Consider the following 22,783-nt stretch of genomic DNA (forward strand, 5'->3'; position numbering starts at 1 on the left):
TGGCGGAGACGGAGGGATTCGAACCCTCGAGGCCCTTTTGGGGGCCTGCTCATTTAGCAAACGAGTGCCTTCAGCCTCTCGGCCACGTCTCCAGCCGGCGCGTGGCCCTTGACGGGTTCGGCAGCCAGCGGGGCCCTGTCTAGGTTTCCGGCGCCTCGCGGTCAAGGGCTTAGCGGCAAAGGGAACCGTCCGCAGCCTGCCGTCCACATGCCCGGCGCAAGTTTGCAGGCGCGGGAGATATCGAAAGGCCGCGACCGAAGGATGACACCCCTCCGGCGCCCACGGCCCGCGGGGGGCGGCGCCGCCCTGTCCGTCAGGCGGAGCGCACCCGCATGAGCGCGCCCTCGCCGCTGCGGTCAGCGCGCGCGCTGGTTGAACAGCACCTTCTGCGCGTCCTTGTCGGTGGCGAGGTCCATCTTGCCGCGATCCTCGGCATTGACCGCCAGCCCGCGCTTCACCGCCGGGCGGGCGAGCACGCGCTCCAGCCAGGCGGCGAAATGCGGGAACTCCTTGATGTCCTGCCCCTGCCGCTCCCACAGCTTCGCCCAACCCACGCAGGCGATGTCGGCGATGGAATAGTCGCCGGCGAGGAAGGGGCGGTCGGCGAGGCGCTTGTTCATCACGCCATAGAGCCGGTGGACCTCGTTGGTGTAGCGGTCGATGGCGTAGGGGATCTTTTCCGGCGCGTAGATGCGGAAATGATGCGCCTGCCCGGCCATCGGCCCGAGGCCAGCCATCTGCCAGAACAGCCACTGCTCGACCTCGACCCGCCCGCGCTCGTCCGACGGGTAGAACAGCCCGGTCTTGCGCCCGAGATATTGCAGGATCGCGCCGGATTCGAAGATGGAGATCGGCGCGCCGTCCGGCCCTTCCGGGTCGAGGATGGCGGGAATCTTGTTGTTGGGCGACAGAGCGAGGAAGTCGGGGCGGAACTGCTCGCCCTTGCCGATGTTCACCGGCAGCACCTCATAGGGCAGCCCGCATTCCTCCAGCATGATGGAGATCTTCCACCCGTTGGGGGTCGGCCAGTAATGAAGCTGGATCGGCTGGGTCTGAAGCTGGGCCATGGCCTTGCGCCTTTTGGAACGCTCGTGGACGTTTCTCGCGCCCGCCCCCTGGCGGCCGTTAACCATGAGAACTAGGACGTGCCGGGCACGCTGGCAAGCGCGCCCGCAAAGCTGTGGCAAAGCCGTGGCGCCGTTGCCCACAAGCAAGCATGATCGCCGCCGGGCAAGATTTCGCTCAGCATCCAACCGCGCATACATGACCTATGGGAATATCTGTCATGTATTCGTGATGACGTTCAACATTTCATCGTCTTTGCACCGCACTTATGCCCGGCACTGCGGCTGAAATCTTCCTCGTTCGCAGCATCGCGAACGGGATTTACGAGGGAAATATCATGACCCATCGTCTCCTCGCCGGGCTTGTCGCCGCCGGCATCGGCCTCGCCTCGGCCTCCGCTTTCGCCGCCACGCCAGCTCCGGCCACCGCGCCCACCCCCGCCGCGCATCAGAAAGTCGCGAGCGCGTCCAAGACGGACTGCCAGAAGGAGTGGAAGACCGGCGAGAAGGCCGGGAAGCTCGGCGGCCTCGGCCAGAAGGATTTCCTCGCCAAGTGCCAGAAGGGCGCCTGAGCCGCGCCTCGACCGCAGGCGGGCCGACGCGCGACCCTGGCGCCGGCCCGTCGCGCCGCCCCGGCGCGCGGTGGTGAATGTCGCACCTGCGACGAATCACGACCTCGCGCGTTAGGAGCAGCGGACCGGTGCGGAGGCCGGCCGCTGGAGGATGGATGCCGCGCGCGAATCAGATCGCCCTGCCCGGCCTCGCCGCCCTGCTCCTGGGGGCGGCGTTGATTCATGGCGCGCCGCTGCCCGCCCGCGCGCAGGCGACCGCACCAGCGAGCCCGAACGCCGCGAGCGCGACGACCTCCTCATCCCCCGCGCCGGTAGCCGCCAAGGCCTGCGCCGATCGCTGGAATGCGCTCAAGGCGGCGAACCAGACGGGCGCGACCACCTATCGCGACTTCTACCAGTCCTGCATGGCCGGCGCCGCGCAGGCCGGCAGCGCGGGTCCGGCGCCACCTGCGGCCAAGCCGGCGACGCCCACCGGCCCGGCCGCCACCGCCGCGCGCCCGACCATTCGCCAATGCGCGGACCTCTGGAGCGAGCTGAAGGCGAAGAACCAGACCGGCGATCTCACCTATCGCGACTTCGCCCAGCAATGCCTTGCCGGCAGCGGTCCGGCCGAACCGGCCAAGGGCGCGGCAAAGGCAGAGGCGAAGAACGCGCCCACAGACGCCAAGCCGGACGGCGCGTCCTCTGCCACGAGCAAGGCCGAAACGCCCCCGGCGGTGGTGACGACGCTCGCCCCTCCCCCGCCCGAGGCCCTGCAAAAGCCGACCGACGAGGCCGACCGCGCCGCGGTGAATCGCTGCAATGGCGAGTGGCAGGCCTACAAGGCCCGGCACAACCTCTCCGGCGCCAAGGCCTGGCACGTCTTCATGGCCCGCTGCCTGCCCTGAGCGGCGCCGTCAGCCGGCGGAAAAGTCGATCTTGAAGCCGTCGAGCCGCTTTTCGAATCCGAGCCGCTCATAGAAGCGGTGCGCGTCGAGCCGCTTCTTGTTGGAGACGAGCTGCAAGGAAGAGGCCCCGCGCCGCTTCGCCTCGGCGATGGCGAATTCCATCATCGCCGCGCCGACGCCCTGCCCGCGCAGATCCGGATCGACCTGCACCGCCTCGGCAATGGCGAGGCGCGCGCCGTGGCGGGTCAGTGCCCGCATCATCATGAGCTGGAAGGTGCCGACCACGCGCCCGCCGAGCCGGGCGACATAGAGCGTCGCGCGGGGATCGGCGGCGATGTCGTCAAAGGCGCGCTCATAGTCGGGAAAATCGGCGGGGTCGGCGCTGTCGCGCACGCCGAACATCGTTTCGCGGGCGAGGATGGAGACGATGGCCGGCAGGTCCGCCCGGGTGGCGGGCCCGACGAGAATGGAGGCAGTCGCGGGCGCGTCGCTCCCTGTTCCTGTCGCGCGATCAGCCTGCGTCACCTGATCCGTCATTCCTGATTCCCCGCCTTCCAGCCATGCGCGACGTCCTAGCGCGACGCAGGAACAATGTCGCGGTCGTCGGCTCGGCGCGCCCGCAGATCGCCAACAGGAACGGCCCCGGCGCCAGCCTGAGACATGATGATGTCGGCCATAGGCTGGCGAATCGGCAGCGGCGATCATGCGCCGCTGCCGCGCGGGGCTCCCTCTACGGGTGGGATCGGCCGGTGCGGTTTGATATCCGGCCTCGGTGACGCACTCACGCGTCGGGGGCGACCTGGTGGTTGGCGAGCAGCTCGAGCGCCTTCACCAGCGCCGAGTGATCCCACGCCGCGCCGCCATTGGCCGCGCAGGCGCTGAACAGCTGCTGCGCCAGCGCCGTCGAGGGCAGCGACATCTGCATCTGCCGCGCGCCGTTCAGCGCGAGGTTCAGATCCTTCTGGTGCAGCTCGATGCGGAAGCCCGGATTGAAGGTGCGCTTGATCATGCGCTCGCCATGCACTTCCAGGATGCGCGAATTGGCAAAACCGCCCATCAGCGCCTGGCGCACCTTGGCCGGGTCGGCACCGGCCTTCGAGGCGAAGAGCAGCGCCTCGCCCACGGCGAGGATGTTCAGCGCGACGATGATCTGGTTGGCCACCTTGGTGGTCTGGCCGTCGCCATTGCCGCCGACGAGGGTGATGTTCTTGCCCATCTTCTCGAACAGCGGCTTCACCGTCTCGAAGGCGCCCTCGGGGCCGCCGACCATGATGGTGAGCGAGGCGGCCTTGGCGCCGACCTCGCCGCCGGAGACCGGCGCATCGAGATAGTCGCAGCCGAGATCGTTGATCTTCTTGGCGAATTCCTTGGTCTCGACCGGCGCGATCGAGCTCATATCGACCACGATCTTGCCCGGCGTCAGCCCCGCCGCGATGCCGTTCTCGCCGAACAGCGCGGCGGCCACATGCGGGGTGTCCGGCACCATGGTGATGATGATATCGGCGTGCCTGGCGACTTCCGTGCCGGTCGCGCAGGCCACGCCGCCCTTGCCGGTCAGCTCCGCCGGAACCGGCTTGATGTCGTAGAGATACAGCTCATGGCCCGCATCGATCAGGTGACCCGCCATCGGCGCGCCCATGATGCCGAGACCGACAAATCCAACCTTCGCCATCGTCTCTTCCTCGCTCGTTGAACCGGTCTCAGGCCTTGAACTTCTTCGCGATGGCTTCGGTGCTGCGCGCCAGCGTGCCGGTGTCGATGCCCACCGCCGTGAAGGTGCTCCCCGCCGCCATGTAGCGCCGCGCCAGCGTCTCGTCGCCGGTGAGGATGCCCGCCGGCTTGCCGGTGGCGACGATACGGTGCAGCGTGCCTTCGATCAGCTCGACGATGTAGGGGTTGCCCTGGTCGCCGAGATAGCCGAGGTCGGAGGACAGATCGCCCGGCCCGACGAACAGGCCGTCGATCCCGTCCACCGCCGCGATGGCCTCGATATTGTCGAGCGCCTGCTTGGTCTCGATCTGCACGAGGATGCAGATCTCCTCATGCGCGCGGGCGTGGTAGTTGGCGACACGGCCATAGCGCGAGGCGCGGGCCGCCCCGGCAAAGCCGCGGATGCCGTGCGGCGGAAAGCGCGTCGCCGCGACGGCCGCCTGCGCCTGCTCCACCGTCTCGACCATCGGCACCAGGAAGGTGAGCGTGCCGATGTCGAGGAAGCGCTTGAAGACGATCGGATCGTTGACGGGAATGCGCACGATCGGGTGCGTGGTGTTCTCCATCATCGCGTGAAGCTGCGCGAGCACGCCGGGCACGTCGTTCGGCGCGTGCTCGCCGTCAATGATCAGCCAGTCGAAGCCGGAGCCGGCGAGGATCTCGGTGGCGGTCGGGCTCGCCATGCTGTTCCAGAAGCCGATCTGCTGGCGGCCGGCCATGAGGCCGCGTTTGAAGCTGTTGACGGGCAGGTCCACGGTGAGCGTCCTTGTCGTGATGGAGCGTGAGGGAAAGGCCGGGCCGCTATTCGGCAAGGGCCTGCTTGCGTGTCTTCAGCACCGCCGGCGACAGCATGGCGAGCAGCATGATCGCGACGATGGCGAGCAGCAGAGCGCTGATCGGGCGGGTGACGAACACGGTGGGGTCGCCATCGGCGAGCTGCATGGCGCGGCGGAAATTCTCCTCCAGCTGCGGACCCAGCACGAGGCCGAGCAGCAGCGGCGCCGGCTCGACGCCGACCTTGATGAAGAAGTAGCCGACCACCGCGCAGCCCAGCATCAGCCAGACATTGAAGGCGCTGTTGGAGATGCCGTAGGTGCCGATGCAGCAGAACAGCACGATGGCCGGGAACAGCAGCCGGTACGGGATCTTCAGCATGGAGACCCACAGGCCCACCAGCGGCAGGTTGATGATCAGCAGCATCAGATTGCCCGTCCACATGGAGGCGATGACGCCCCACACCAGTTCGGGTTGCTCGGTCATCACCTGCGGGCCGGGCTGGATGCCCTGCATCATCAGGGCGCCGATCATCAGCGCCATCAACGCATTGGCGGGAATGCCGAGCGTCAGCAGCGGGATGAAGCTGGTCTGCGCGCCGGCATTATTGGCGGCCTCCGGCCCGGCGACGCCCTCGATGGCGCCCTTGCCGAAACGCGAGGGATCCTTGGCCAGCTTCTTCTCCAGCGCATAGGCGGTGAAGGGCGGCAGCGCCGCGCCACCGCCCGGCAGCACACCGAGCGCCGAGCCGATGAAGGTGCCGCGCAGCATGGCGGGAAAGGCGGCCTTGAGATCGGCCCGCGAGGGAATGAGGTCGCGCAGCTTCTGGCTCACCACCTGCCGCACGGCCGGGCGCTCCAGATTGGCGATGATCTCGGCGAGGCCGAACAGGCCCATGGCGACGGGCACGAAATCCAGCCCGTCCGCCAGCGCCGGGACGCCGAAGGTCATGCGCGCCACACCGGAATTCACATCGATGCCGACCGTGCCGATCAGCAGGCCGAGAAACACCATGGCGAGCGACTTGGACACCGAGCCATGCGCGAGGATGACGGCGGCGAACAGGCCGAGCACCAGCAGGCTGAAATATTCGACCGCGGTGAATTTCAGCGCCAGCGCCGCCAGCGGCAGGCTGAGCACGGCGATGACGACCGTCGCGACCGTGCCGGCGAAGAAGGAGGAGATGGCCGCGATGGCGAGCGCCGGGCCCGCCCTGCCCTGCTTGGCCATCTCATGGCCGTCGAGGCAGGTGACGACCGAGGAGGTCTCGCCGGGCACATTGACCAGGATCGCCGTGGTCGAGCCGCCATATTGCGCGCCATAGAAGATGCCGGCGAGCATGATGAGCGCCGAGGCGGGCGCGAGGCCGAAGGTGAAGGGCAGCAGCAGCGCCACTGTCGGGATCGGCCCGATGCCCGGCAGAACGCCGATGGCCGTGCCGATCACGACACCGATCAGGCAGTAGAACAGATTGTTCCACTGCAGCGCGGTCGAGAGGCCGAGGAGGAGGTTGTCGAAGAGTTCCATGGCGTCTTGGGCTCACCAGGGCCAGATGGACACGGGCAACGCCAATGCCTTGATGAAGAGCAGCACCGCGCCGGCCGTGACCGCGAGGCCGAAGACGATCACCTCGAAAAAGCGGCTCTCGCGGCTGGCGGCGGCGGCGATGAGGATGGCGGCGAAGGAGGCGAGCGCGAGCCCCGCATTCTCGATCAGCAGCGCGAACACGCCGACCGCCGCGCCGACCCCGAGGATGGGACGCAGCTGAACCGGGTCGATCCCGGCATGGCCGCGCAGCAGGCCCCGCCCGGCGAAGAACAGGCCGAAGGCCAGGAGGATCAGCGCGATGGCGCGGGGCATGTAGCCCGGCCCCATATCGGCGGCGGTGCCACCGTTGAGCCCGCGCGTGGCGACGAGGGTGCCCGCCGCCACGGCGATGAGGAAGGCGCCGAACGCAAGGTCCGGCCAGTCGAAGCGGCGGCGGGTCACGGCGCGTCCCGCTCAGTTGGTCTTGATGTCGGCAGCGCGGACGATATCGCCCCAGCTCTTGATGTTGGTCGCGAGCCAGGTCTTGACGTCTGCCGGCGAACCGGGACGCACCGAGCCGCCCTGCTCGGCAATCTTTTCCTTGATGTCCGGCATGGCGAGTATCTTGTTCAGCTCGGCATTGAGCTTGGCGACCACCTCGGGTGGCGTCTTGCCGGTCGTCAGCAGGCCCTGCCAGGTGCCGGCGTCGCTAAGCGGGAGCTTGGCTTCCTTGAACGTCTCGACATTGGGCAGCGCCGCCAGACGCTCGTCGCCGGTCACCGCGATGCCGACGAGCTGGCCATTGGTGACGAAGGGGAGCGTCGCCGTCGCGCCATTGATGATGACCGTGCTCTCGCCGGAAACCACCGCGCGGGAGGCCGCCGCGCCGCCCTTATAGGGCACATTCTTCCACTCGATCCCGAGATCGCGGGCGAGTGCCACGGCGGTGATGTGGTTGAGCGCGCCGACACCGGAATTGGCGACCGCCAGCTTGCCCGGATTGGCCTTGGCATAGGCGACCAGCTCGGCGACGTTCTTGGCCGGCACGGCGGGGTTCACCGCCAGCACATAGGGGCCGAACATCACCATGCCGACCGGAGCGAGATCGGCCTCGACATTGTAGGACAGGTCCGGGAACAGGCTCGGCGCGATGGCGAGCGAGCCGATATCCATCAGCAGCAGCGTGTGGCCGTCGGGGCGCGCCTTGGCGACCGCGTCGGCGCCGATATTGCCGGCGGCACCGGGCTTGTTCTCCACCACCACGGGCTGGCCCACGGCTTCGGAGAGCTTCGGCGCGATCAGGCGGGCCAGAATGTCGGACGTGCCGCCGGGGGCGAAGGGCACGACGATGCGCACCGGGCGATCGAAGCTCTGCGCGGCGGCGGGACCGGCCGCGAAAGCCGGCGCGAGGACGGAAAGAGCGAGAGCGGCCGCGGCCGCCTTGAGAATGCGAAGGCTCATTGGCGTTACCTCCAGGGAGTGGCGATGGCGACGTTGCGCCTTGCTTGTTGGGTGGCGTCGTCGCCTCCACCGTCAATCTAGGGCGCTTTCGATGCGACAATGAGTTGTTCTCTGCATTGATCGATGCCAGTTTTGCATTGATGTTTGAACTCAGTCATCTCCGCTGCTTTGTCGCCGTCGCCGAGGAACTGCATTTCGGCCGCGCCGCCGCGCGCCTCAATCTCACCCAGCCGCCGCTCAGCCGGCAGATCCAGTTGCTCGAGCATACGCTGGACGTGAAGCTGCTGGAGCGCACCAGCCGCTCGGTCAGCCTCACCCGCGCCGGGCACAGCTTCCTGCCGGAGGCGCGGCGGCTGCTGCGGCTCGCGGAGGGGGCGGCGCTGGCGGCGCGGCGGACGGCGAGCGGCGATGTCGGATCCATCACCCTCGGCTTCACCGCCGCCTCCGGCTACGATTTCCTGCCGCGCCTCATCACCCAGTTCCGCGCGGCGGCGCCCGGCATCGACCTCGTGCTGAAGGAGATGGTGTCGACCGACCAGTTCGAGTCGCTGACCTCCGGCCTCATCGATGTCGGCCTCGTTCGCCCCACCTTCAACCGCCGGGAAGTCGTCTCGCTCTGCGTGGTGCGCGAGCCCCTGATGATGGCCGCGCCGGAAGGTCACCCCCTCACCCGCGCTCCCGAGGTCCAACTGGCCGATCTCGACCGCCAGCCCATGGTGACCTATTCGCCCTATGAGGCCCGCTATTTCTACGATCTGCTGGCGACACTCTTCGCCACCGCCGGGATCACGCCGCGCTATGTCCAGCACATCAGCCAGGTTCACTCGATCCTCGGCCTGGTGAAGGCCGGCCTCGGCGTGGCTCTCGTCCCCCGCGCCGCGCGCAATCTGCGCTTCGAGGGCGTGGCGCTACGTCCCCTCGCGACCGGCGCGTCCCCTACCGTCGAGCTTCATGCGATCTGGCGGCCGGGCAACACCAACCCGGCCATACCCGCCCTACACCACACCTTGCAGGATCTGGTGACGAGGCCGGAGTCCGACCTCTAGCACGTCGCGCGCAACGCGGGCGGGTAAGAGCGCCGACGGACGCCCCCGCCTCAGATGCCCAGCTTGGCCTTCAAGAGGTCGTTCACCGTCTGCGGCGCGGCCTTGCCGCCGGTCTGCTTCATCACCTGGCCGACGAACCAGCCGAGCATGGTCGGCTTGGCCTGAACCTGCGCCACCTTGTCGGGGTTGGCGGCGATGATGGCATCGACCGCCGCCTCGATGGCGCCGGTGTCGGTGACCTGCTTCATGCCGCGCGATTCGACGATGGCGCGCGGGTGGCCATCCTTCTCCTCGGCGATGATGATCGCCAGCACGTCCTTGGCGATCTTGCCGGAGATGGTGCCGTCGGCGATCAGGTCGACCAGCCCGGCGATCTGCACCGGGGTGATGTGGGTCTCGAAGACCGAGAGGCCGGAGGCATTGGCGAAGGCGGAAACGTCGCCCATCACCCAGTTCGCCACCGCCTTGGCGTCGCGCACGGTGCCGCCATGGGCCACCGCCGCCTCGTAATAATCCGCCGTCTCCTTCTCGGCGACCAGCACGTCCGCGTCATAGGCGGAAAGGCCATAATCGCGGATGAAGCGCGCCTTCTTCTCGTCCGGCAACTCGGGCAGATGCGACGCCAGCTCGTCGACGAAGGCCTGGCTGAATTCCAGCGGCAGCAGGTCCGGGTCGGGGAAGTAGCGGTAGTCATGCGCTTCTTCCTTGGAGCGCATGGAGCGCGTCTCGCCCTTGCCGGGGTCGAACAGGCGGGTTTCCTGCTCGATCTTCCCGCCATCCTCGATGATGCCGATCTGCCGGCGGGCCTCGGTCTCGATGGCCTGGCCGATGAAGCGGATGGAGTTGACGTTCTTGATCTCGCAGCGCGTGCCGAAATCATCGCCGGGCTTGCGCACGGAGACATTCACGTCGGCGCGCAGCGAGCCCTTTTCCATGTCGCCGTCGCAGGTGCCGAGATAGCGCAGGATGGTGCGCAGCTTGGTTACATAGGCCTTGGCTTCCTCGGAGGAGCGCAGGTCCGGCTTGGAGACGATCTCCATCAGCGCCACGCCCGAGCGGTTGAGGTCGACAAAGGACTGGGTGGGGTGCAGATCGTGGATCGACTTGCCGGCATCCTGCTCCAGATGCAGGCGCTCGATGCCGACCTCGATCGGCCCGTCCGGCGTGTCGACCAGCACCACGCCCTCGCCGACGATGGGGCTCTTGTACTGGCTGATCTGGTAGCCCTGCGGCAGGTCCGGGTAGAAATAGTTCTTCCGATCAAACACCGAGCGGTTGTTGATCTGCGCCTTCAGCCCGAGGCCGGTGCGCACCGCCTGCTTGACGCATTCGGCGTTGATCACGGGGAGCATGCCCGGCATGGCCGCGTCGACCAGCGAGACATGGCTGTTCGGATCGCCGCCGAATTCGGTCGAGGCGCCCGAGAACAGCTTGGAGTTGGAGGTCACCTGGGCATGGATTTCCATGCCGACCACGATCTCCCAGTCGCCGGTCGCGCCCTTGATGAGCTTCTTCGGGTCGGCGGGGCGGGCGTGCATGTCCATGGGGTCGAACCTGTTCTGGCGGGCGTCGGCGCGGCGTTACTCTCGTGCCTGTTCCCTACCGCGCGGGCGCCCATCCTGACAACCGTCTCGCGCGCGTTGCCGGCGCGCGCGCCGCGACGCGCGATCACCGCTGCGTGGCAATCCTATCTTACCGACACACGCATCACATCCATCATCACAGCACCACTCACGCGATTGTGGCTGCGACTTCGGAACTAATCCTAAAGCCCAATCATAGTGTTACTCAGTTATGGTCTAAAAAAATTACCAACAAGATCAAAAACACGCCCCGCCAACCACGCGCCCGGCACCGGCCATGGCCACGGACAGCGCGCGTGCTCAGGAAACGCGCCCCCAAGGAGAAAACGCCCCATGTCGATGGGACTGCTCGCCCTACTCGCCTTTCTTCCCATCATCTCCGCCGGAGTTCTGCTGATCGGCTTCCGCGTCGCGGCGCGCATCGTGATGCCCATCACCTATGTGATGGCAGTGGTGATCGCCTTCCTCGTCTGGGGCGTCAGCGCCAACCGGATTCTCGCCTCGACCCTGCAGGGCCTCATCCAGACGGCGGGCCTGTTGTGGATCATCTTCGGCGCCATCCTGCTGCTGAACACGCTCAAGCATTCCGGCGCCATCTCCACCATCCGCGCCGGCTTCACCGCCATCAGCCCGGACCGGCGGGTGCAGGTGATCCTCATCGCCTGGCTGTTCGGCTCCTTCATCGAGGGCGCCTCGGGCTTCGGCACGCCGGCGGCGGTGGCGGCCCCGCTCATGGTGGCGGTCGGCTTCCCGGCCATGGCGGCGGTGGTGTTCGGCATGATGATCCAGTCGACGCCGGTGTCCTTCGGCGCGGTCGGCACGCCGCTGATCGTCGGCGTGCAGACCGGGCTCGACCGGGCGGCGATCGACGGGCAACTGGCGCAGGTGGGTTCGAACTGGCCGGCCTTCTTCCACATCATCACCTCGGAAGTGGCGATCCTCCACGCCATCTGCGGCACGCTCATGCCGCTCTTCCTCATCATGGCGATGACCCGCTTCTTCGGCCGCAACCGGAGCTGGACGGAAGGGCTCTCCATCGCCCCCTTCGCGCTGATGGCGGCCTTCGCCATGACGGTGCCCTATGTGCTCTCCGCCGTGCTGCTGGGCGCCGAGTTCCCCTCGCTGATCGGCGGCCTGGTCGGCCTCGCCATCATGACGCTGGCGGCACGTGCCCGCTTCCTGGTGCCACGCGACAGCTGGGATTTCGCACCGACCAGCGAGTGGCCGAAGGAGTGGTTCGGCGCGCTCGACATCCGGCTCGACAGCCTCGCCAAGCGCACCATCCCGCTCGCGCTGGCCTGGACGCCCTATGTGCTGCTGGCGATCTTCCTGGTGGTCAGCCGCATGGTGCCCGCCATTGGCGGCACGCTGAAATCGGCGACGCTGGCGGTGTCCGGCATTCTCGGCGAACAGGGCATCAATGGCGATTTCCCGCTGCTGTTCTCGCCCGGCGGCCTGCTGGTCATCATCTGCCTCATCACCTTCGCGCTGCATCGCATGTCGGCGGCGGGCTTCGGCGCGGCGGTGCGCGAGAGCGGCGGCACGCTGATCGGCGCCGGCTTCGTGCTGATCTTCACCGTGCCGATGGTGCGGGTGATGATCAATTCCGGCGTCAACGCCAACGGGCTCGACAGCATGCCCGTGCTGGTCGCCGAATGGGTGTCGGCGCAGGTCGGCGCGGTCTACCCGGTGTTCGCCCCGTCGGTCGGTGCGCTCGGCGCCTTCCTCGCCGGCTCGAACACGGTGAGCAACCTCATGCTCAGCCAGTTCCAGTTCTCGGTGGCGCAGGGGCTGGGCCTCTCCTCGGCGCTGATGGTCGCCGGCCAGTCGGTCGGCGCGGCGGCGGGCAACATGATCGCGATCCACAATGTGGTCGCTGCCTCCGCCACGGTCGGCCTGCTCGGCCGCGAAGGGTCAACGCTGCGCATCACCATCCTGCCGACGATCTACTATTTGCTGGTGGCCGGCACGCTGCTGCTGGTCGGCTTCTACGTGATCGGCGTCAGTGACCCGCTCACCGTCATGCGCTGAGTCCCCCGCGCTTGAGCAAGATCAAGGCCGCCCCCGCGCGGGGCGGCCATTCTTCCCGCTGGCATTGCGGGGAGGCTTTCATGCAGGTGGACACGATCGACGAGCGGCTCGCCCTGTTCCGCGCCATGATGGAACATGCCGGGCTGTCCCCCGACAGCGGCATCGTTTCCGACGAGGAGCTGCGCGCTGCCGCCCAGCGGTGCCTGGGCTGTCGCGCGGCGGAGGAGTGCCATCACTGGATGGCCGAGAAATCCCCCGCCGACCCGGTTCCGGGCTTCTGCCGCAACGAGGATCACTTCGCGCAGTGGGTGGCGGAAACCATCGCCCGCGAAACGGCCGCGCTGGAGGCGTAGCCCCCGGCCCGGCCGCGCCTGCCTGTCAGTGCCGCGACAGCCGGTAGACCAGCACCCGTGTGTCGACATCGGCGTCGGCCTTGTAGTCGGCGCCGACCTGATGGCCCTGCGTGGTCAGGAAGTCGTTGTCATTGGCGATCAGCAGGAAGGCGTCGTCCGGGTGCGCCGGATCGAGCGCCGGCACCAGCGCCATCGATTCCCACTTCTCCGACAGGTCGGTGGCGTCATGCGGCGCGCCATTGTGGAGGCCCGCCTTGGCAAGCTCGGCATTGTCGTTGAGGTCGACCACCGGGCCGGTGAGCGTCGCCGGCGTCACCGACGGATCGACCACGCCCTTGGGCGCCACCGGTGTCAGCCCGTCAAAGGCGGTGCCGGCGATGTTGGTGGCGCCGGCAAAATCCAGCAGGTCGACACGGCGGTAGAGCGAGGTGTCGCCCTTCACGCCCCAGCCATTATTGCTGTCGCGCGAGAGCAGCAGGAAGCGGCCATCGCCCAGCGCGGCAAGCTCGCTCTGCGCGGCCACCAGTGTCTTGTCGCCATCCTTGAACAGCGGCAGCGGCACGACATATTCGCCGACCAGCGCGAGATGGTCGGGATCAGCCGCGTCATAAACCAAAGCGCGGGTGTTCTGACGGGTGGACTTCTTGTCGCCGCCATCCTGGCGCAGCGCGCTTTGCAGCACCACCGTCAGGCGCTTGGTCGCCGGCTCATAGGCCAGACCCTCGAAGCCCTGATTGTTCTGCCGGCCGGTCTCGGGGTCTTCCACCGCGGGCTTGGGCGCGCCGGGGCCGGGATTGTTGGAGGAGAAATCGAGCTTGCCCTTGCGCATCGGCAGGAAGGCGGCCGGCGGCAGGGTGGCGGAGAGCATCCGGCCCTCGGCGTTGAAGTGATAAAGCGCCGGCCCATACTCGTCGGAAATCATCAGCGAGCCGTCCGGCAGCCGCACGATGGCCTCGGGATCGAGGCTGACCGCGCCGGTCGCCGCGCCGGGAAGGCCGAGCCCGCCGGCCGGGCCGATGCCATTGGTGGTGTTAAGCGTCACCGGATCGAGCCCGCTCATCGGCGTGCCCGTGGTGTCGGTGAGCAGGAAACTGTCCTCCAGCTTCAGCGTCGCCATCGCCGCCTTGCCCGGCGCCGGCGTGTCGAAGGCGATGGACACCCGGTTGAGGCGCACATGATAGTCGCTCGTGCCCTCGACATTATAGCCACGGTCCGGCAGCAGCAGGAACTCGCCGGCATAGCCGGTGGCGGTCTTCGTCCAGGACAGCACGGTCATGCCGGAACCGGAGCCGAAGGTCTCGCCGAACCGGTCGCGCAGCGTGGCCGGCAGCTGGCCGCTGGCGACGAGGCCCTGATTATGCGGCAGGTCGGAAAGCCCGGCGGCGAAAGTGGCCGGCGCGGCGAGTGTCAGCAGCAGGCCGAGAGCGGCGGCACGGCCGGCAGTGGAGAGCGGATTCAGCGTCACGGGAACCTCCCATCGGACGAGGAAGGCCGCTTCTAGGCGCGCTTCTTGACAGCACCGTGAACGCCGTAACGTAAGCCCTGCAAGGATTTGGCGGGGCTGGAGCCCTACCCCAGCCGCTCGTTCTCATAGGCCACAACCCAGTCGATCAGCACGCGCCAGAGCTTTTCGGCGAGCTCCGGCGGCACGCCCTTGGTCTCGGCCTGCGCCATCACCTTCTCGACGACGTCCTCGACCCGCTCGGGCAGGAGGGCGGCGAGGCCCTCCGCCTGCTTGATGGCGATGACGTGCTTGACCACCTCGAAGCGGCGGGCGAGCAGCTCGACCATCTGCGCGTCGATATGGTCGATCTCCGCCCGGAAGGGCGCGAGCGCGCGCTCGTTCTCGGGCAGGATCCGCGCCATCACAGCCACCACTTCTCCGGGATGTCGAACCGGCCGGCCGCATCCTCGATCACCTGGCCGAGCGCGAACAGCTCCTGCTCCTCGAACGGCTTGCCGATGAGCTGGAGGCCGAGCGGCAGGCCCTCGGTGGAGAGCCCGGCCGGCACCGAGATGCCCGGCAGGCCGGCCATGTTCAGCGTCACCGTGAACACGTCCTGCAGATACATCTCCACCGGATCGGCGCCCGACTTCTCGCCAATGCCGAAGGCCGGCGACGGGGTGGCGGGGGCGAGCACGGCGTCGATGCCGCCGGCGAAGGCGGTCTCGAAGTCGCGCTTGATCAGCGTGCGGACCTGCTGCGCCTTGAGGTAATAGGCGTCGTAATAGCCGGCCGAGAGCACATAGGTGCCGATCATGACGCGCCGGCGCACTTCCGCGCCGAAGCCGGCCGCGCGGGTCTTCTCATACATCTCGACGATGTCGCGGCCGGCCACCCGCTCGCCATAGCGCACGCCGTCATAGCGCGCGAGGTTGGACGAGGCTTCCGCCAGCGCGACGATGTAATAGGCCGGCAGGGCGTATTTGGTGTGCGGCAGGCTGATCTCGACGATTTCCGCCCCGGCGTCGCGCAGCATCTGCGCGCCCTTGTCCCACAGCGCGGCGATCTCGGCCGACATGCCGTCGACGCGGTACTCGCGGGGGATGCCGATGCGCTTGCCCTTCACCGAGGCGCCGCAGGCCTGCTGATAATCCGGCACCGGCAGGTCGACGCTGGTGGAATCCTTGGCGTCATGCCCGGCCATGGCGCGCAGCAGCAGCGCCGCGTCATTCACCGAGCGGGCGATCGGCCCGGCCTGGTCGAGCGAGGAGGCATAGGCGACGATGCCCCAGCGCGAGCAGCGGCCATAGGTCGGCTTGATGCCCACCGTGCCGGTGAAGGCCGCCGGCTGGCGGATCGAGCCGCCGGTATCGGTGCCCGCCGCGCCGGCGGCGAGATGCGCCGCCACCGCCGCCGCCGAGCCGCCGGAGGAACCGCCGGGCACGAGCGGCTGCGTCGAGCCGGTGCGCCGCCAGGGGTTCACCGTCGGGCCGAAGGCGCTCGATTCGGTGGACGAGCCCATGGCGAACTCGTCCTGGTTCAGCTTGCCCAGCAGCACCGCGCCGGCCTGCCAGAGATTGGCGGTCACGCTCGATTCATAGGGCGGGACGAAGTTCTTGAGGATGTTGGAGCCGGCCGTGGTGCGCACGCCGTCCACGGCGTAATTGTCCTTCACACCGAGCGGGATGCCCTCAAGCGACCCGGCCTCGCCCTTGGCGATCCGCGCGTCGCTCGCCTTGGCCATGTCCAGCGCCTTCTCCGGCGTGGTCAGCACATAGGCGTTGAGCGCCCCGGCGGCCTCGATGGCGCCGAGATAGGCGGTGGTGAGCTCGGTGGCGGTGAAATGGCCCTGCGCCAGCCCTTCGCGGGCGGCGGTGATGGTGAGGCGGGTGAGATCGGTCATCGCGCTCACTCCACCACTTTCGGCACGGCGAAGAAGCCGTCTTCGGCCAGCGGGGCGTTGGCCAGCACGCGCTCGGGATAAAAGCCGTCGGTGACGGCGTCCGCGCGCAGCGGCAGCGTCATCGGGATGACGCTGGTCATCGGCTCGACGCCGGTGGTGTCCACCTCGCCGAGTTGCTCCACGAAGGCGAGGATGGCGTTCAATTCGCCCTGGAGGTGGCTTACCTCTTCCTCCGTCACGGCGATGCGCGAGAGATGCGCCACCCGCCGGACCGTCGCCTGATCGACCGACATCCGAAATCCCACTCAACGAGAACGATGCGCGCCCTATAGCAGGCACGCACCGCGCCCCGCAACGCGCGGGGCGGCGCATTGCGGGGCGTGGGCACGGGCAGCGGTCAGGAACGCGCCAGTTCCAGGCACTTGCCGGCGGCTTCCGCGTTGGCGCGCGCCGTGCCCTGGTCCATCTGGCCGGACATGACGAGCGAGCGGGCCGAGCTGGTGATCGCCGAGCGCACATCGCCGCCAGCGCTCACCGCGCCGGCATAGATGGCCTGCCCCTGCGGGGTCAGCTTGGCGGCGCAGGCGCTGCCGGCGGCGGCATCGGCGAAGGCCGGCGAGGCGGCACCGAGGGCGAGAACGACGCCAACAGCGGCGGCGCGGGAAAGAATCATCATGGTTGTCTCCTGGAACACGAAGAAAAGCGAAGCGGGGATCAGCGCAGGCCGGGCATATTGACCCCGCCGCCGCCATTGACCCCCGGGCCGGGGCGCGCCACGGCGCGCGAGTTCGGCGTGCCGGGTGCACCAACGCCGGGCGCACCGACACCACCGACGCAGCCGACCGGGTAGCCCGGACGGGTGCAGTAGACGGCGGCCCGCGCCGCCGGGGCGGTGCCGACGCAGCCGACGGGATAGCCGGGGCGCGTGCAGTAGACAGCCGCGCGCACCGCGGGCGTCGGCCGCACCACGCAGCCGACAGGAACGCCGGGGCCGGTGCAGTAGATTACCGCCGCCGAGGCGGGGGACGGCCCTAGCATCGCGAGGCCACCGGCGAGAATCGCGGCGGCCGACAGAGCGCTGAGGGAAAGTTTTCCGGTCATATCGCCTCCTTAGGTTGACATCACGGAGCGGAAGCGGCGCGATAATGCCCTGCCGGACATAAACGGCAATGTCGATTATTGATCGGATCGTGGCATCTCGGCTGCCACGCACCGATAACGGATCAGCCTGCCGAACCGGACGCATGATGCTGCCAGCCTTTTCCGCCGCTGCCGCGAATTCCGTTCCGCTGGAAGCAGAAGCGCTTGCCGCGCTGCTCGCCCTCGAATCAACGGAGCGCGCGGCGCTGCTCCAGCATCCCGCTTTCCCGGCCACGGCCTTCGCGGCGGCACGCAGCCTCAGCGTGCAATATCACGGCAATGTGCTGCTGACGCGCGTTCTGAACGACCGGGGGCGCATCGCCCTCTCGCTACTCATGCTCAGCATGCATCTCGAATCAGCGCCGGGCTCGCCCGGCCTCACCGCCGGGCGCCTGAAGGCGGAGGCCACCGCTCTTCGCCTGTGCAGCCCCGGCCGGGTGACAGCGGTGCTCGCCGCCTGCCGGCTGCTCGGGCTGGTCGTCCAGGCCCCGGACGCGGACCGGCGCCGGCACCGGCTGGCCCTGACCCCGCGCATGCTGGCGATCCACACGGCGCGCTGGCGCGCGATGTTGGAAGCGATGGCCCCGGCCTCGCCGGAGGCGGCACGTGGCGCCGTCCATCTCGACAATCCGCGCTTCCTTGAGCCTTTCGTCGACACCATGCTGGTGCCGTTCCGCGCCGGCTGGCGCGTTGTCAGCGAGCTGCCGTGCCTTGAAATCTTCGCCGACCGCGACGGCGGGCTGATGGTGGCCTTCAGCCTGTTCGACGCGGCGCGCACCGGCACGGCCTTGAGCGTCGCCCATCTCGCCCGCGAGTGCCGGATCTCCCGCTCGCATGTGATGGAGATGCTGCGCGTCGCCGCCGAGGCGGGCCTCGTGCGGCGGGACAGCGGGCGCAGCACCGAGGGCGGCGCACTGGCCGAGCCGGCGCTGGTGGAGGCCATGCAGATGCTCATGGCCACCGCCCTGGCGCGACTGACCCGCGCCACCCGCGCGGGTCTGGCGGCGATCGGCGAGGCCGCGTGCGACACGGTGTGAGCCCGATCACCATCGCGCCGGAGCGGACAGCCGGCGGCGTGGCGTATGGGCTTCAGATGTCAGGGTTTCAGAGCGTCACAGCTTGGGAAAGTCCTGGGCGACGCCGACCGGCGGCACCACCACCGTCGCCTCCTCGCCGACCAGCGCCACGAAGCGGTCGGCATTGGGCTCCAGCAGGCCGAAGGTGGCGTAATGGGCGGGAATGATGGTCAGCCCGCCGAGATAGCGCGTCACCGCCACGGCCGCGGTTTCCGGCCCCATGGTGAAGCGGTCGCCAATCGGCAGGATCACAATGTCCGGCCGGTGGATCTCGGCGATCAGCGCCATGTCGGAGAAGATGTCGGTATCGCCCATGTGCCAGAGCGTCGGCTCGCCCGGCGCCTTGACGATGAGGCCGTTGGCATTGCCGAGATAGACGCTCGCCCCGTCCACCACCATGCCCGAGGAATGGTCCGCGCGGACCATGCTGACGGTGAAGCCCGGCAGATGGATGGTGCCGCCGGTGTTCATCATCTCCAGCTTGTCCAGCCCCTGCGTGCCGAGCCAGCCGCAGAGATCGGCATTGGCCACCACCGTCGCGCCCGTCGCCTTGGCGATGGCGACGGTGTCGCCGACATGGTCGCCATGGCCATGGGTGAGCAGGATATGGCTGACGCCCTGGCTCGCCTCTTCCACCGTGCTGGTGAACATCGGGTTATGCGAGAGGAACGGGTCGATCAGCACCGCCGTGCCGGCGAGCTCTAGGCGAAAGGCGGCGTGGCCGTACCAGGTGATCTTCATCATGCTCTCCGCGCAGGTGACGGCGGCAAGATAATGCGCCGAACGGGTGACACAAGGTGCCGGTCCGGCAGCGGCGGGAGGGTTCAGGGCCGGTCGCCAGCGCGGCGATGGGCTGCCGCGACCAGCCCGATCGCGACGAGCATCAGCGCGCCCGCCACCAGAAAGGTGAGCTGCATCCCGGCCGCGATGGCCGTGGGCGTCGCCCGCGCGAAGGCGTCCGTCCCCACCCCAAAGGCGAAGACCGCGCCCATCACCGAGGCGCCGGCGATCAGCCCGATATTGCGCGAGAGGTTGAGCAGGCCGGCCACCGTGCCCCGCCGGTCCGGCGGCACATCCGCCAGCGCCGCCGTGTTGTTGGCGGCCTGAAAGAGCTGATAGCCCGGCGTCACCACGGCCATGGCAAGCACATAGCCGGTCACGCCGACAAGGTTCGGCAGCAGCGCGAGCAGGAACGCGCCGCCCGCCAGCAGGCCGAGGCCGACAGCCCCCACAAGGAACGGCCCACCCGCATCGACCAGCCGCCCGGACGGGACGCCGCTGATGACGGAAATCGCCGGGCCGACGGCCATGACGAGGCCGACCTGCGTCGCCGTGAGGCCAAGAGCAATGCCGAGATAGAACGGGCCGACCACCAGCGTCGTCATCATCACGGCGGCGACCAGCAGATTGACAAGGAGATTGGGCACCAGCCCCCGGATCACCGCCACCCCCGACCGGGAAGAAGCGCGACTCACCCGTGCCGCCTCACCGGCCGGCATCGCGATGGCCAGCACGAGCGTCAGCAGGGCCAGCGGCACCAGCACCGCGAAGATGCCACGCCAGCCGGCCACCGGAATCAGCAGGCCGCCGAGAACCGGGCCGAGCGCCGTCCCCAGCGCCGACACGGTGCCGAGCAGACCCATGACGCGGCCGAGGCGGGCCGCGCTCGCCGTCTGCCGCATCAGCGCCATGGAGAGCGTCATCAGAAAGGCCGCGCCGCTGCCCTGAAGCGCCCGAGCGGCGATCAGCAGCGGCAGGCTCGGCGCGAGCGCGCAAAACAGTGAGGCGAGCGCGAACAGGCAAAGGCCGGCGACCAGCATCGGCTTCAGCCCGTAGCGGTCGCCCAGCCGGCCGGCGATCACCACAGCCACCGTCAGCGCCGCGAGATAGGCGACCACCACCGCCTGCACCGCCGCGAATGGCGCCGCGAAGGCCTCGGCCAGCGTGGGAAGCGCGATATTGGCGATGCTGGTGCCGAGCGAGCCCAGCAGCATCGCCAGCGCCAGCGTCGCCACGGTCCGCGCGGCCGCGCCCGTTCTCGGCGCTCCGGCGTCGTCTCCGTCCATCTGCCGCGCTTTCCTCGGCCGCATGGCCATCTCCCCTTGCCGGAAACCTGTTTCAAACGCAGGCTGCCACTTCAAGTCGCATTGAGGTCAAGCATGAAGTTGCTGGATATTGGCGAGGTCGCCGCGCGCAGCGGGATGAAGCCCTCGGCGCTGCGCTATTACGAGGAAGCCGGGCTGATTTCCCCGGTGTCCCGCCATGGCCTGCGCCGGCAATTCGCCCCCGAGGTGCTGCTGCGGCTGAAGCTGATCGCCATGGGCAAGGCCGCCGGCTTCCCGCTCGGCGAGATCGCCGCCATGTTCGGCCCCAATGGCGAGCCAAGCCTGCCGCGCGACGTGCTGCACGCCAAGGCCGACGCCATCGACCAGACGATCCGGGAGCTCGCCGCGCTGCGCGACACGCTCCGCCACGTCGCCGACTGCCCGGCCCCGTCGCACATGGAATGCCCCACCTTCCGCCGGCTGGTCGAGGTCGCCGGAACCCGTGGCCGGGGTCGGGAGAGGAGCGGGTCGCCCCCGCCGCGCGGTCGCCCGCGCTGAGGGCGATCCCCGGTGAGGCACACGCGCGGCCCGCTGGCCTCATTGCACTGACTGGTCACCAGATTGCACAGACTGGTCACCTCACTGCACTGACTGGTCACGCATTTTGGCCGGCATTTTCGCCCCGCCATGGCGCCCGGTGCGGGGGCGTGCTAGGCCGCTCGGCATCATGCCCGCAGCCATTCTCACCATCGTCGAGGCCGCCCCTCTCCTGCCCCCGCGCGGCGGGCTGGTGGGGCTCGATCTCGGCACCAAGACCATCGGCGTCGCCTCCTCCGACCCCGACCGACGCCTCGCCGCCCCGGTGGAAACCATTGCGCGCAAACAGTTTACGCCCGATGCGCAGCGAATCCTGTCGCTCGCCGGCGCCCGCCACGCCGCCGGTTTCGTGCTCGGCCTCCCGGTCAATATGGACGGCTCGGAAGGCCCGCGCGCCCAGTCGACCCGCGCCTTCGCCCGCAACCTCGCCAAGCTCACCGAGCTGCCGATCATCCTGTGGGACGAGCGGCTCTCCACCGCCGCCGTCGAGCGCGACATGCTCGCCATGGACATGAGCCGCGCCCGCCGCGCCGAAGTCGTCGACCAGCAAGCCGCCGTCTTCATCCTGCAAGGCGCCCTCGACCGGCTGCGCTTCATCGCTGAAAACATATTTTCTGACAGGTAGTTAGTATGGAAGCAGTGCTCGGCGCGCTGGTCCCCGTCTTCCTCGTCATCGCCCTCGGCGCGGTGCTGAAGCGCGGCCTTCTGCCGGAATCCTCGCACTGGATCGCGCTGGAGCGGCTGACCTATTTCGTGCTGTTCCCGGCGCTTCTGGTGGTGTCCATCGTCCGCGCCGAACTCGGCAAGGTCGCGGTCATGGAGGTCTCGGCCGCGCTGCTCGGCTCCATCGCCCTGTTCGCCCTCGCCCTGACACTCGCCCGCCGCCCGCTGAGCCGCTGGCTGGAGCTCTCAAGTCCTTCCTATACCTCGGTTTTTCAGGGCGCGCTGCGCTGGAACACCTATATTGCGCTGGCCGTTTCGGGCGCCATCGCCGGTCCGGCCGGGCTGGCGGTGGCGGCGGTCGGGCTCACCGTGATGATCCCGGTGCTGAATGCGCTGAGCGTCATGGTGCTCGCCCGTCACGGGGAAAATGGCAGCAACAGCAAGAGGTTGATGTTTCTCCAGCTGGTCCGCAACCCGTTCATCTGGTCCTGCGTCGCCGGCGGGCTGATCAACGCCCTGCACATCCCGATCCCGCCGGTGATCGTCACCTTCGCCGACGTGCTCGGCCGCGCCTCGCTGGCGCTGGGGCTGCTGGTTGTCGGCGCCGGATTGCGGTTGGGCGACCTGCGACGGCCGCGGGTCGCGACCTGGTTCGCTAGCTTTATCAAGCTGTTAGCCCTTCCCGCCGCCGCCGTCACCATCGGCTGGGCGCTGAAGCTGCACGAGGTGGACCTGCTCATCGTCGCCGTGGCGAGCGCGGTGCCCTCGGCGCCCAACGGCTATGTGCTCGCTCGCCAGATGGGCGGCGACGCCCCGTTGCTGGCGGAAATCCTCACCCTGCAGACGCTGCTCGCGGCGCTGACCATGCCGCTCGTCATCGGGCTGGTTGCGTATCTCTAGGCGTCCA

General features: G+C 68.5%; 24 protein-coding genes, 1 tRNA gene and 1 pseudogene. 9 read left to right on the top strand and 17 right to left on the bottom strand.

Annotated features, from left to right (window positions below; all coding sequences use genetic code 11):
• Together OU996_RS16770 and OU996_RS16775 are read right to left on the bottom strand one after the other, a co-directional pair.
• Positions 1–92: transfer RNA gene (locus OU996_RS16770), tRNA-Ser, on the bottom strand.
• Between the two features lie 264 nt (positions 93–356).
• The gene (locus OU996_RS16775) at positions 357–1,067 is read right to left on the bottom strand and encodes a glutathione S-transferase N-terminal domain-containing protein (protein WP_267582746.1); all 711 of its coding nucleotides are present in this window, start codon (positions 1,065–1,067) and stop codon (positions 357–359) included.
• Between the two features lie 335 nt (positions 1,068–1,402).
• Between OU996_RS16775 and OU996_RS16780 the strand changes: the two genes are divergently transcribed.
• On the top strand, positions 1,403–1,636 hold the full coding sequence (locus tag OU996_RS16780) for a hypothetical protein (RefSeq protein ID WP_267582747.1): 234 nt from the start codon (positions 1,403–1,405) through the stop codon (positions 1,634–1,636).
• 155 nt (positions 1,637–1,791) lie between these two features.
• Positions 1,792–2,523 carry a hypothetical protein gene (locus OU996_RS16785; RefSeq protein WP_267582748.1) on the top strand — a complete coding sequence of 244 codons (732 nt, stop codon included), beginning with the start codon at positions 1,792–1,794 and terminating at the stop codon, positions 2,521–2,523.
• Between the two features lie 9 nt (positions 2,524–2,532).
• Here the strand turns inward: OU996_RS16785 and OU996_RS16790 are convergent, their stop codons facing one another.
• The 6 genes and pseudogenes from OU996_RS16790 to OU996_RS16815 all read right to left on the bottom strand — a co-directional run bounded on the left by OU996_RS16790 (position 2,533) and on the right by OU996_RS16815 (position 7,995).
• Positions 2,533–3,060, bottom strand: a complete 528-nt coding sequence (locus OU996_RS16790; RefSeq protein ID WP_267582749.1) for a GNAT family N-acetyltransferase — start codon at positions 3,058–3,060, stop codon at positions 2,533–2,535.
• A 244-nt stretch (positions 3,061–3,304) separates the two neighbouring features.
• Positions 3,305–4,195 (bottom strand): 2-hydroxy-3-oxopropionate reductase, encoded by an 891-nt coding sequence (gene glxR / locus OU996_RS16795; RefSeq protein WP_267582750.1) that lies wholly within the window; start codon positions 4,193–4,195, stop codon positions 3,305–3,307.
• A 28-nt stretch (positions 4,196–4,223) separates the two neighbouring features.
• Positions 4,224–4,988, bottom strand: a complete 765-nt coding sequence (locus tag OU996_RS16800) for an HpcH/HpaI aldolase/citrate lyase family protein (RefSeq protein ID WP_267582751.1) — start codon at positions 4,986–4,988, stop codon at positions 4,224–4,226.
• Positions 4,989–5,034: 46 nt separating this feature from the next.
• Positions 5,035–6,534 carry a tripartite tricarboxylate transporter permease gene (locus OU996_RS16805; RefSeq protein ID WP_267582752.1) on the bottom strand — a complete coding sequence of 500 codons (1,500 nt, stop codon included), beginning with the start codon at positions 6,532–6,534 and terminating at the stop codon, positions 5,035–5,037.
• A 93-nt stretch (positions 6,535–6,627) separates the two neighbouring features.
• A pseudogene (locus tag OU996_RS16810) lies at positions 6,628–6,996 on the bottom strand (tripartite tricarboxylate transporter TctB family protein); the annotation flags it as partial.
• Between the two features lie 12 nt (positions 6,997–7,008).
• Positions 7,009–7,995, bottom strand: a complete 987-nt coding sequence (locus OU996_RS16815; protein ID WP_267582754.1) for a Bug family tripartite tricarboxylate transporter substrate binding protein — start codon at positions 7,993–7,995, stop codon at positions 7,009–7,011.
• 140 nt (positions 7,996–8,135) lie between these two features.
• On the opposite strand from OU996_RS16815, the gene OU996_RS16820 reads away from it, so the two are divergent.
• Positions 8,136–9,041, top strand: coding sequence for a LysR substrate-binding domain-containing protein (locus OU996_RS16820; RefSeq protein ID WP_267582755.1), 906 nt, complete (start codon positions 8,136–8,138; stop codon positions 9,039–9,041).
• Positions 9,042–9,091: 50 nt separating this feature from the next.
• Here the strand turns inward: OU996_RS16820 and gatB are convergent, their stop codons facing one another.
• A complete protein-coding gene (gatB, locus tag OU996_RS16825; protein ID WP_267582756.1) occupies positions 9,092–10,585 on the bottom strand; it encodes an Asp-tRNA(Asn)/Glu-tRNA(Gln) amidotransferase subunit GatB in 1,494 nt (497 codons plus the stop codon).
• A 372-nt stretch (positions 10,586–10,957) separates the two neighbouring features.
• Here gatB and OU996_RS16830 point away from each other — a divergent pair, with 372 nt between their 5' ends.
• Together OU996_RS16830 and OU996_RS16835 are read left to right on the top strand one after the other, a co-directional pair.
• Positions 10,958–12,655, top strand: a complete 1,698-nt coding sequence (locus tag OU996_RS16830) for an L-lactate permease (RefSeq protein WP_267582757.1) — start codon at positions 10,958–10,960, stop codon at positions 12,653–12,655.
• 80 nt (positions 12,656–12,735) lie between these two features.
• Entirely contained in the window at positions 12,736–13,008 is a 273-nt protein-coding gene (locus OU996_RS16835) for a DUF6455 family protein (RefSeq protein WP_267582758.1), read from the top strand.
• Between the two features lie 25 nt (positions 13,009–13,033).
• Here the strand turns inward: OU996_RS16835 and OU996_RS16840 are convergent, their stop codons facing one another.
• From OU996_RS16840 to OU996_RS16865, 6 genes are all read right to left on the bottom strand, one after another.
• Positions 13,034–14,473, bottom strand: coding sequence for an esterase-like activity of phytase family protein (locus OU996_RS16840; protein ID WP_420712644.1), 1,440 nt, complete (start codon positions 14,471–14,473; stop codon positions 13,034–13,036).
• Positions 14,474–14,577: 104 nt separating this feature from the next.
• On the bottom strand, positions 14,578–14,874 hold the full coding sequence (locus OU996_RS16845; protein ID WP_267582759.1) for a chorismate mutase: 297 nt from the start codon (positions 14,872–14,874) through the stop codon (positions 14,578–14,580).
• Positions 14,874–16,355, bottom strand: a complete 1,482-nt coding sequence (gene gatA / locus OU996_RS16850; protein ID WP_267582760.1) for an Asp-tRNA(Asn)/Glu-tRNA(Gln) amidotransferase subunit GatA — start codon at positions 16,353–16,355, stop codon at positions 14,874–14,876. Before gatA ends, OU996_RS16845 begins: the two co-directional genes overlap by 1 nt.
• Before the next feature lie 5 nt (positions 16,356–16,360).
• Positions 16,361–16,648: an Asp-tRNA(Asn)/Glu-tRNA(Gln) amidotransferase subunit GatC gene (gene gatC, locus OU996_RS16855; RefSeq protein WP_267582761.1), complete on the bottom strand. Its 288-nt coding sequence runs from the start codon at positions 16,646–16,648 to the stop codon at positions 16,361–16,363.
• A gap of 104 nt (positions 16,649–16,752) precedes the next feature.
• A complete protein-coding gene (locus OU996_RS16860) occupies positions 16,753–17,031 on the bottom strand; it encodes a hypothetical protein (protein ID WP_267582762.1) in 279 nt (92 codons plus the stop codon).
• Positions 17,032–17,069: 38 nt separating this feature from the next.
• Positions 17,070–17,456 (bottom strand): hypothetical protein, encoded by a 387-nt coding sequence (locus OU996_RS16865; protein WP_267582763.1) that lies wholly within the window; start codon positions 17,454–17,456, stop codon positions 17,070–17,072.
• Between the two features lie 143 nt (positions 17,457–17,599).
• On the opposite strand from OU996_RS16865, the gene OU996_RS16870 reads away from it, so the two are divergent.
• Positions 17,600–18,532, top strand: coding sequence for a hypothetical protein (locus OU996_RS16870; protein WP_267582764.1), 933 nt, complete (start codon positions 17,600–17,602; stop codon positions 18,530–18,532).
• A gap of 75 nt (positions 18,533–18,607) precedes the next feature.
• Here OU996_RS16870 and OU996_RS16875 read toward each other — a convergent pair whose 3' ends face one another.
• Both OU996_RS16875 and OU996_RS16880 read right to left on the bottom strand, forming a co-directional pair.
• Positions 18,608–19,312: a metal-dependent hydrolase gene (locus tag OU996_RS16875; protein ID WP_267585740.1), complete on the bottom strand. Its 705-nt coding sequence runs from the start codon at positions 19,310–19,312 to the stop codon at positions 18,608–18,610.
• 83 nt (positions 19,313–19,395) lie between these two features.
• Positions 19,396–20,637, bottom strand: coding sequence for an MFS transporter (locus OU996_RS16880; protein ID WP_267582765.1), 1,242 nt, complete (start codon positions 20,635–20,637; stop codon positions 19,396–19,398).
• 93 nt (positions 20,638–20,730) lie between these two features.
• Here OU996_RS16880 and OU996_RS16885 point away from each other — a divergent pair, with 93 nt between their 5' ends.
• The 3 genes from OU996_RS16885 to OU996_RS16895 all read left to right on the top strand — a co-directional run bounded on the left by OU996_RS16885 (position 20,731) and on the right by OU996_RS16895 (position 22,776).
• A complete protein-coding gene (locus tag OU996_RS16885; protein ID WP_267582766.1) occupies positions 20,731–21,174 on the top strand; it encodes a helix-turn-helix domain-containing protein in 444 nt (147 codons plus the stop codon).
• A 169-nt stretch (positions 21,175–21,343) separates the two neighbouring features.
• A complete protein-coding gene (ruvX, locus tag OU996_RS16890; protein WP_267582767.1) occupies positions 21,344–21,838 on the top strand; it encodes a Holliday junction resolvase RuvX in 495 nt (164 codons plus the stop codon).
• 5 nt (positions 21,839–21,843) lie between these two features.
• The gene (locus OU996_RS16895) at positions 21,844–22,776 is read left to right on the top strand and encodes an AEC family transporter (RefSeq protein WP_267582768.1); all 933 of its coding nucleotides are present in this window, start codon (positions 21,844–21,846) and stop codon (positions 22,774–22,776) included.
• The last annotated feature ends 7 nt before the right edge of the window (positions 22,777–22,783 follow it).

It is taken from the genome of Ancylobacter sp. SL191 (assembly GCF_026625645.1).
Taxonomy (GTDB): Bacteria; Pseudomonadota; Alphaproteobacteria; order Rhizobiales; family Xanthobacteraceae; genus Ancylobacter.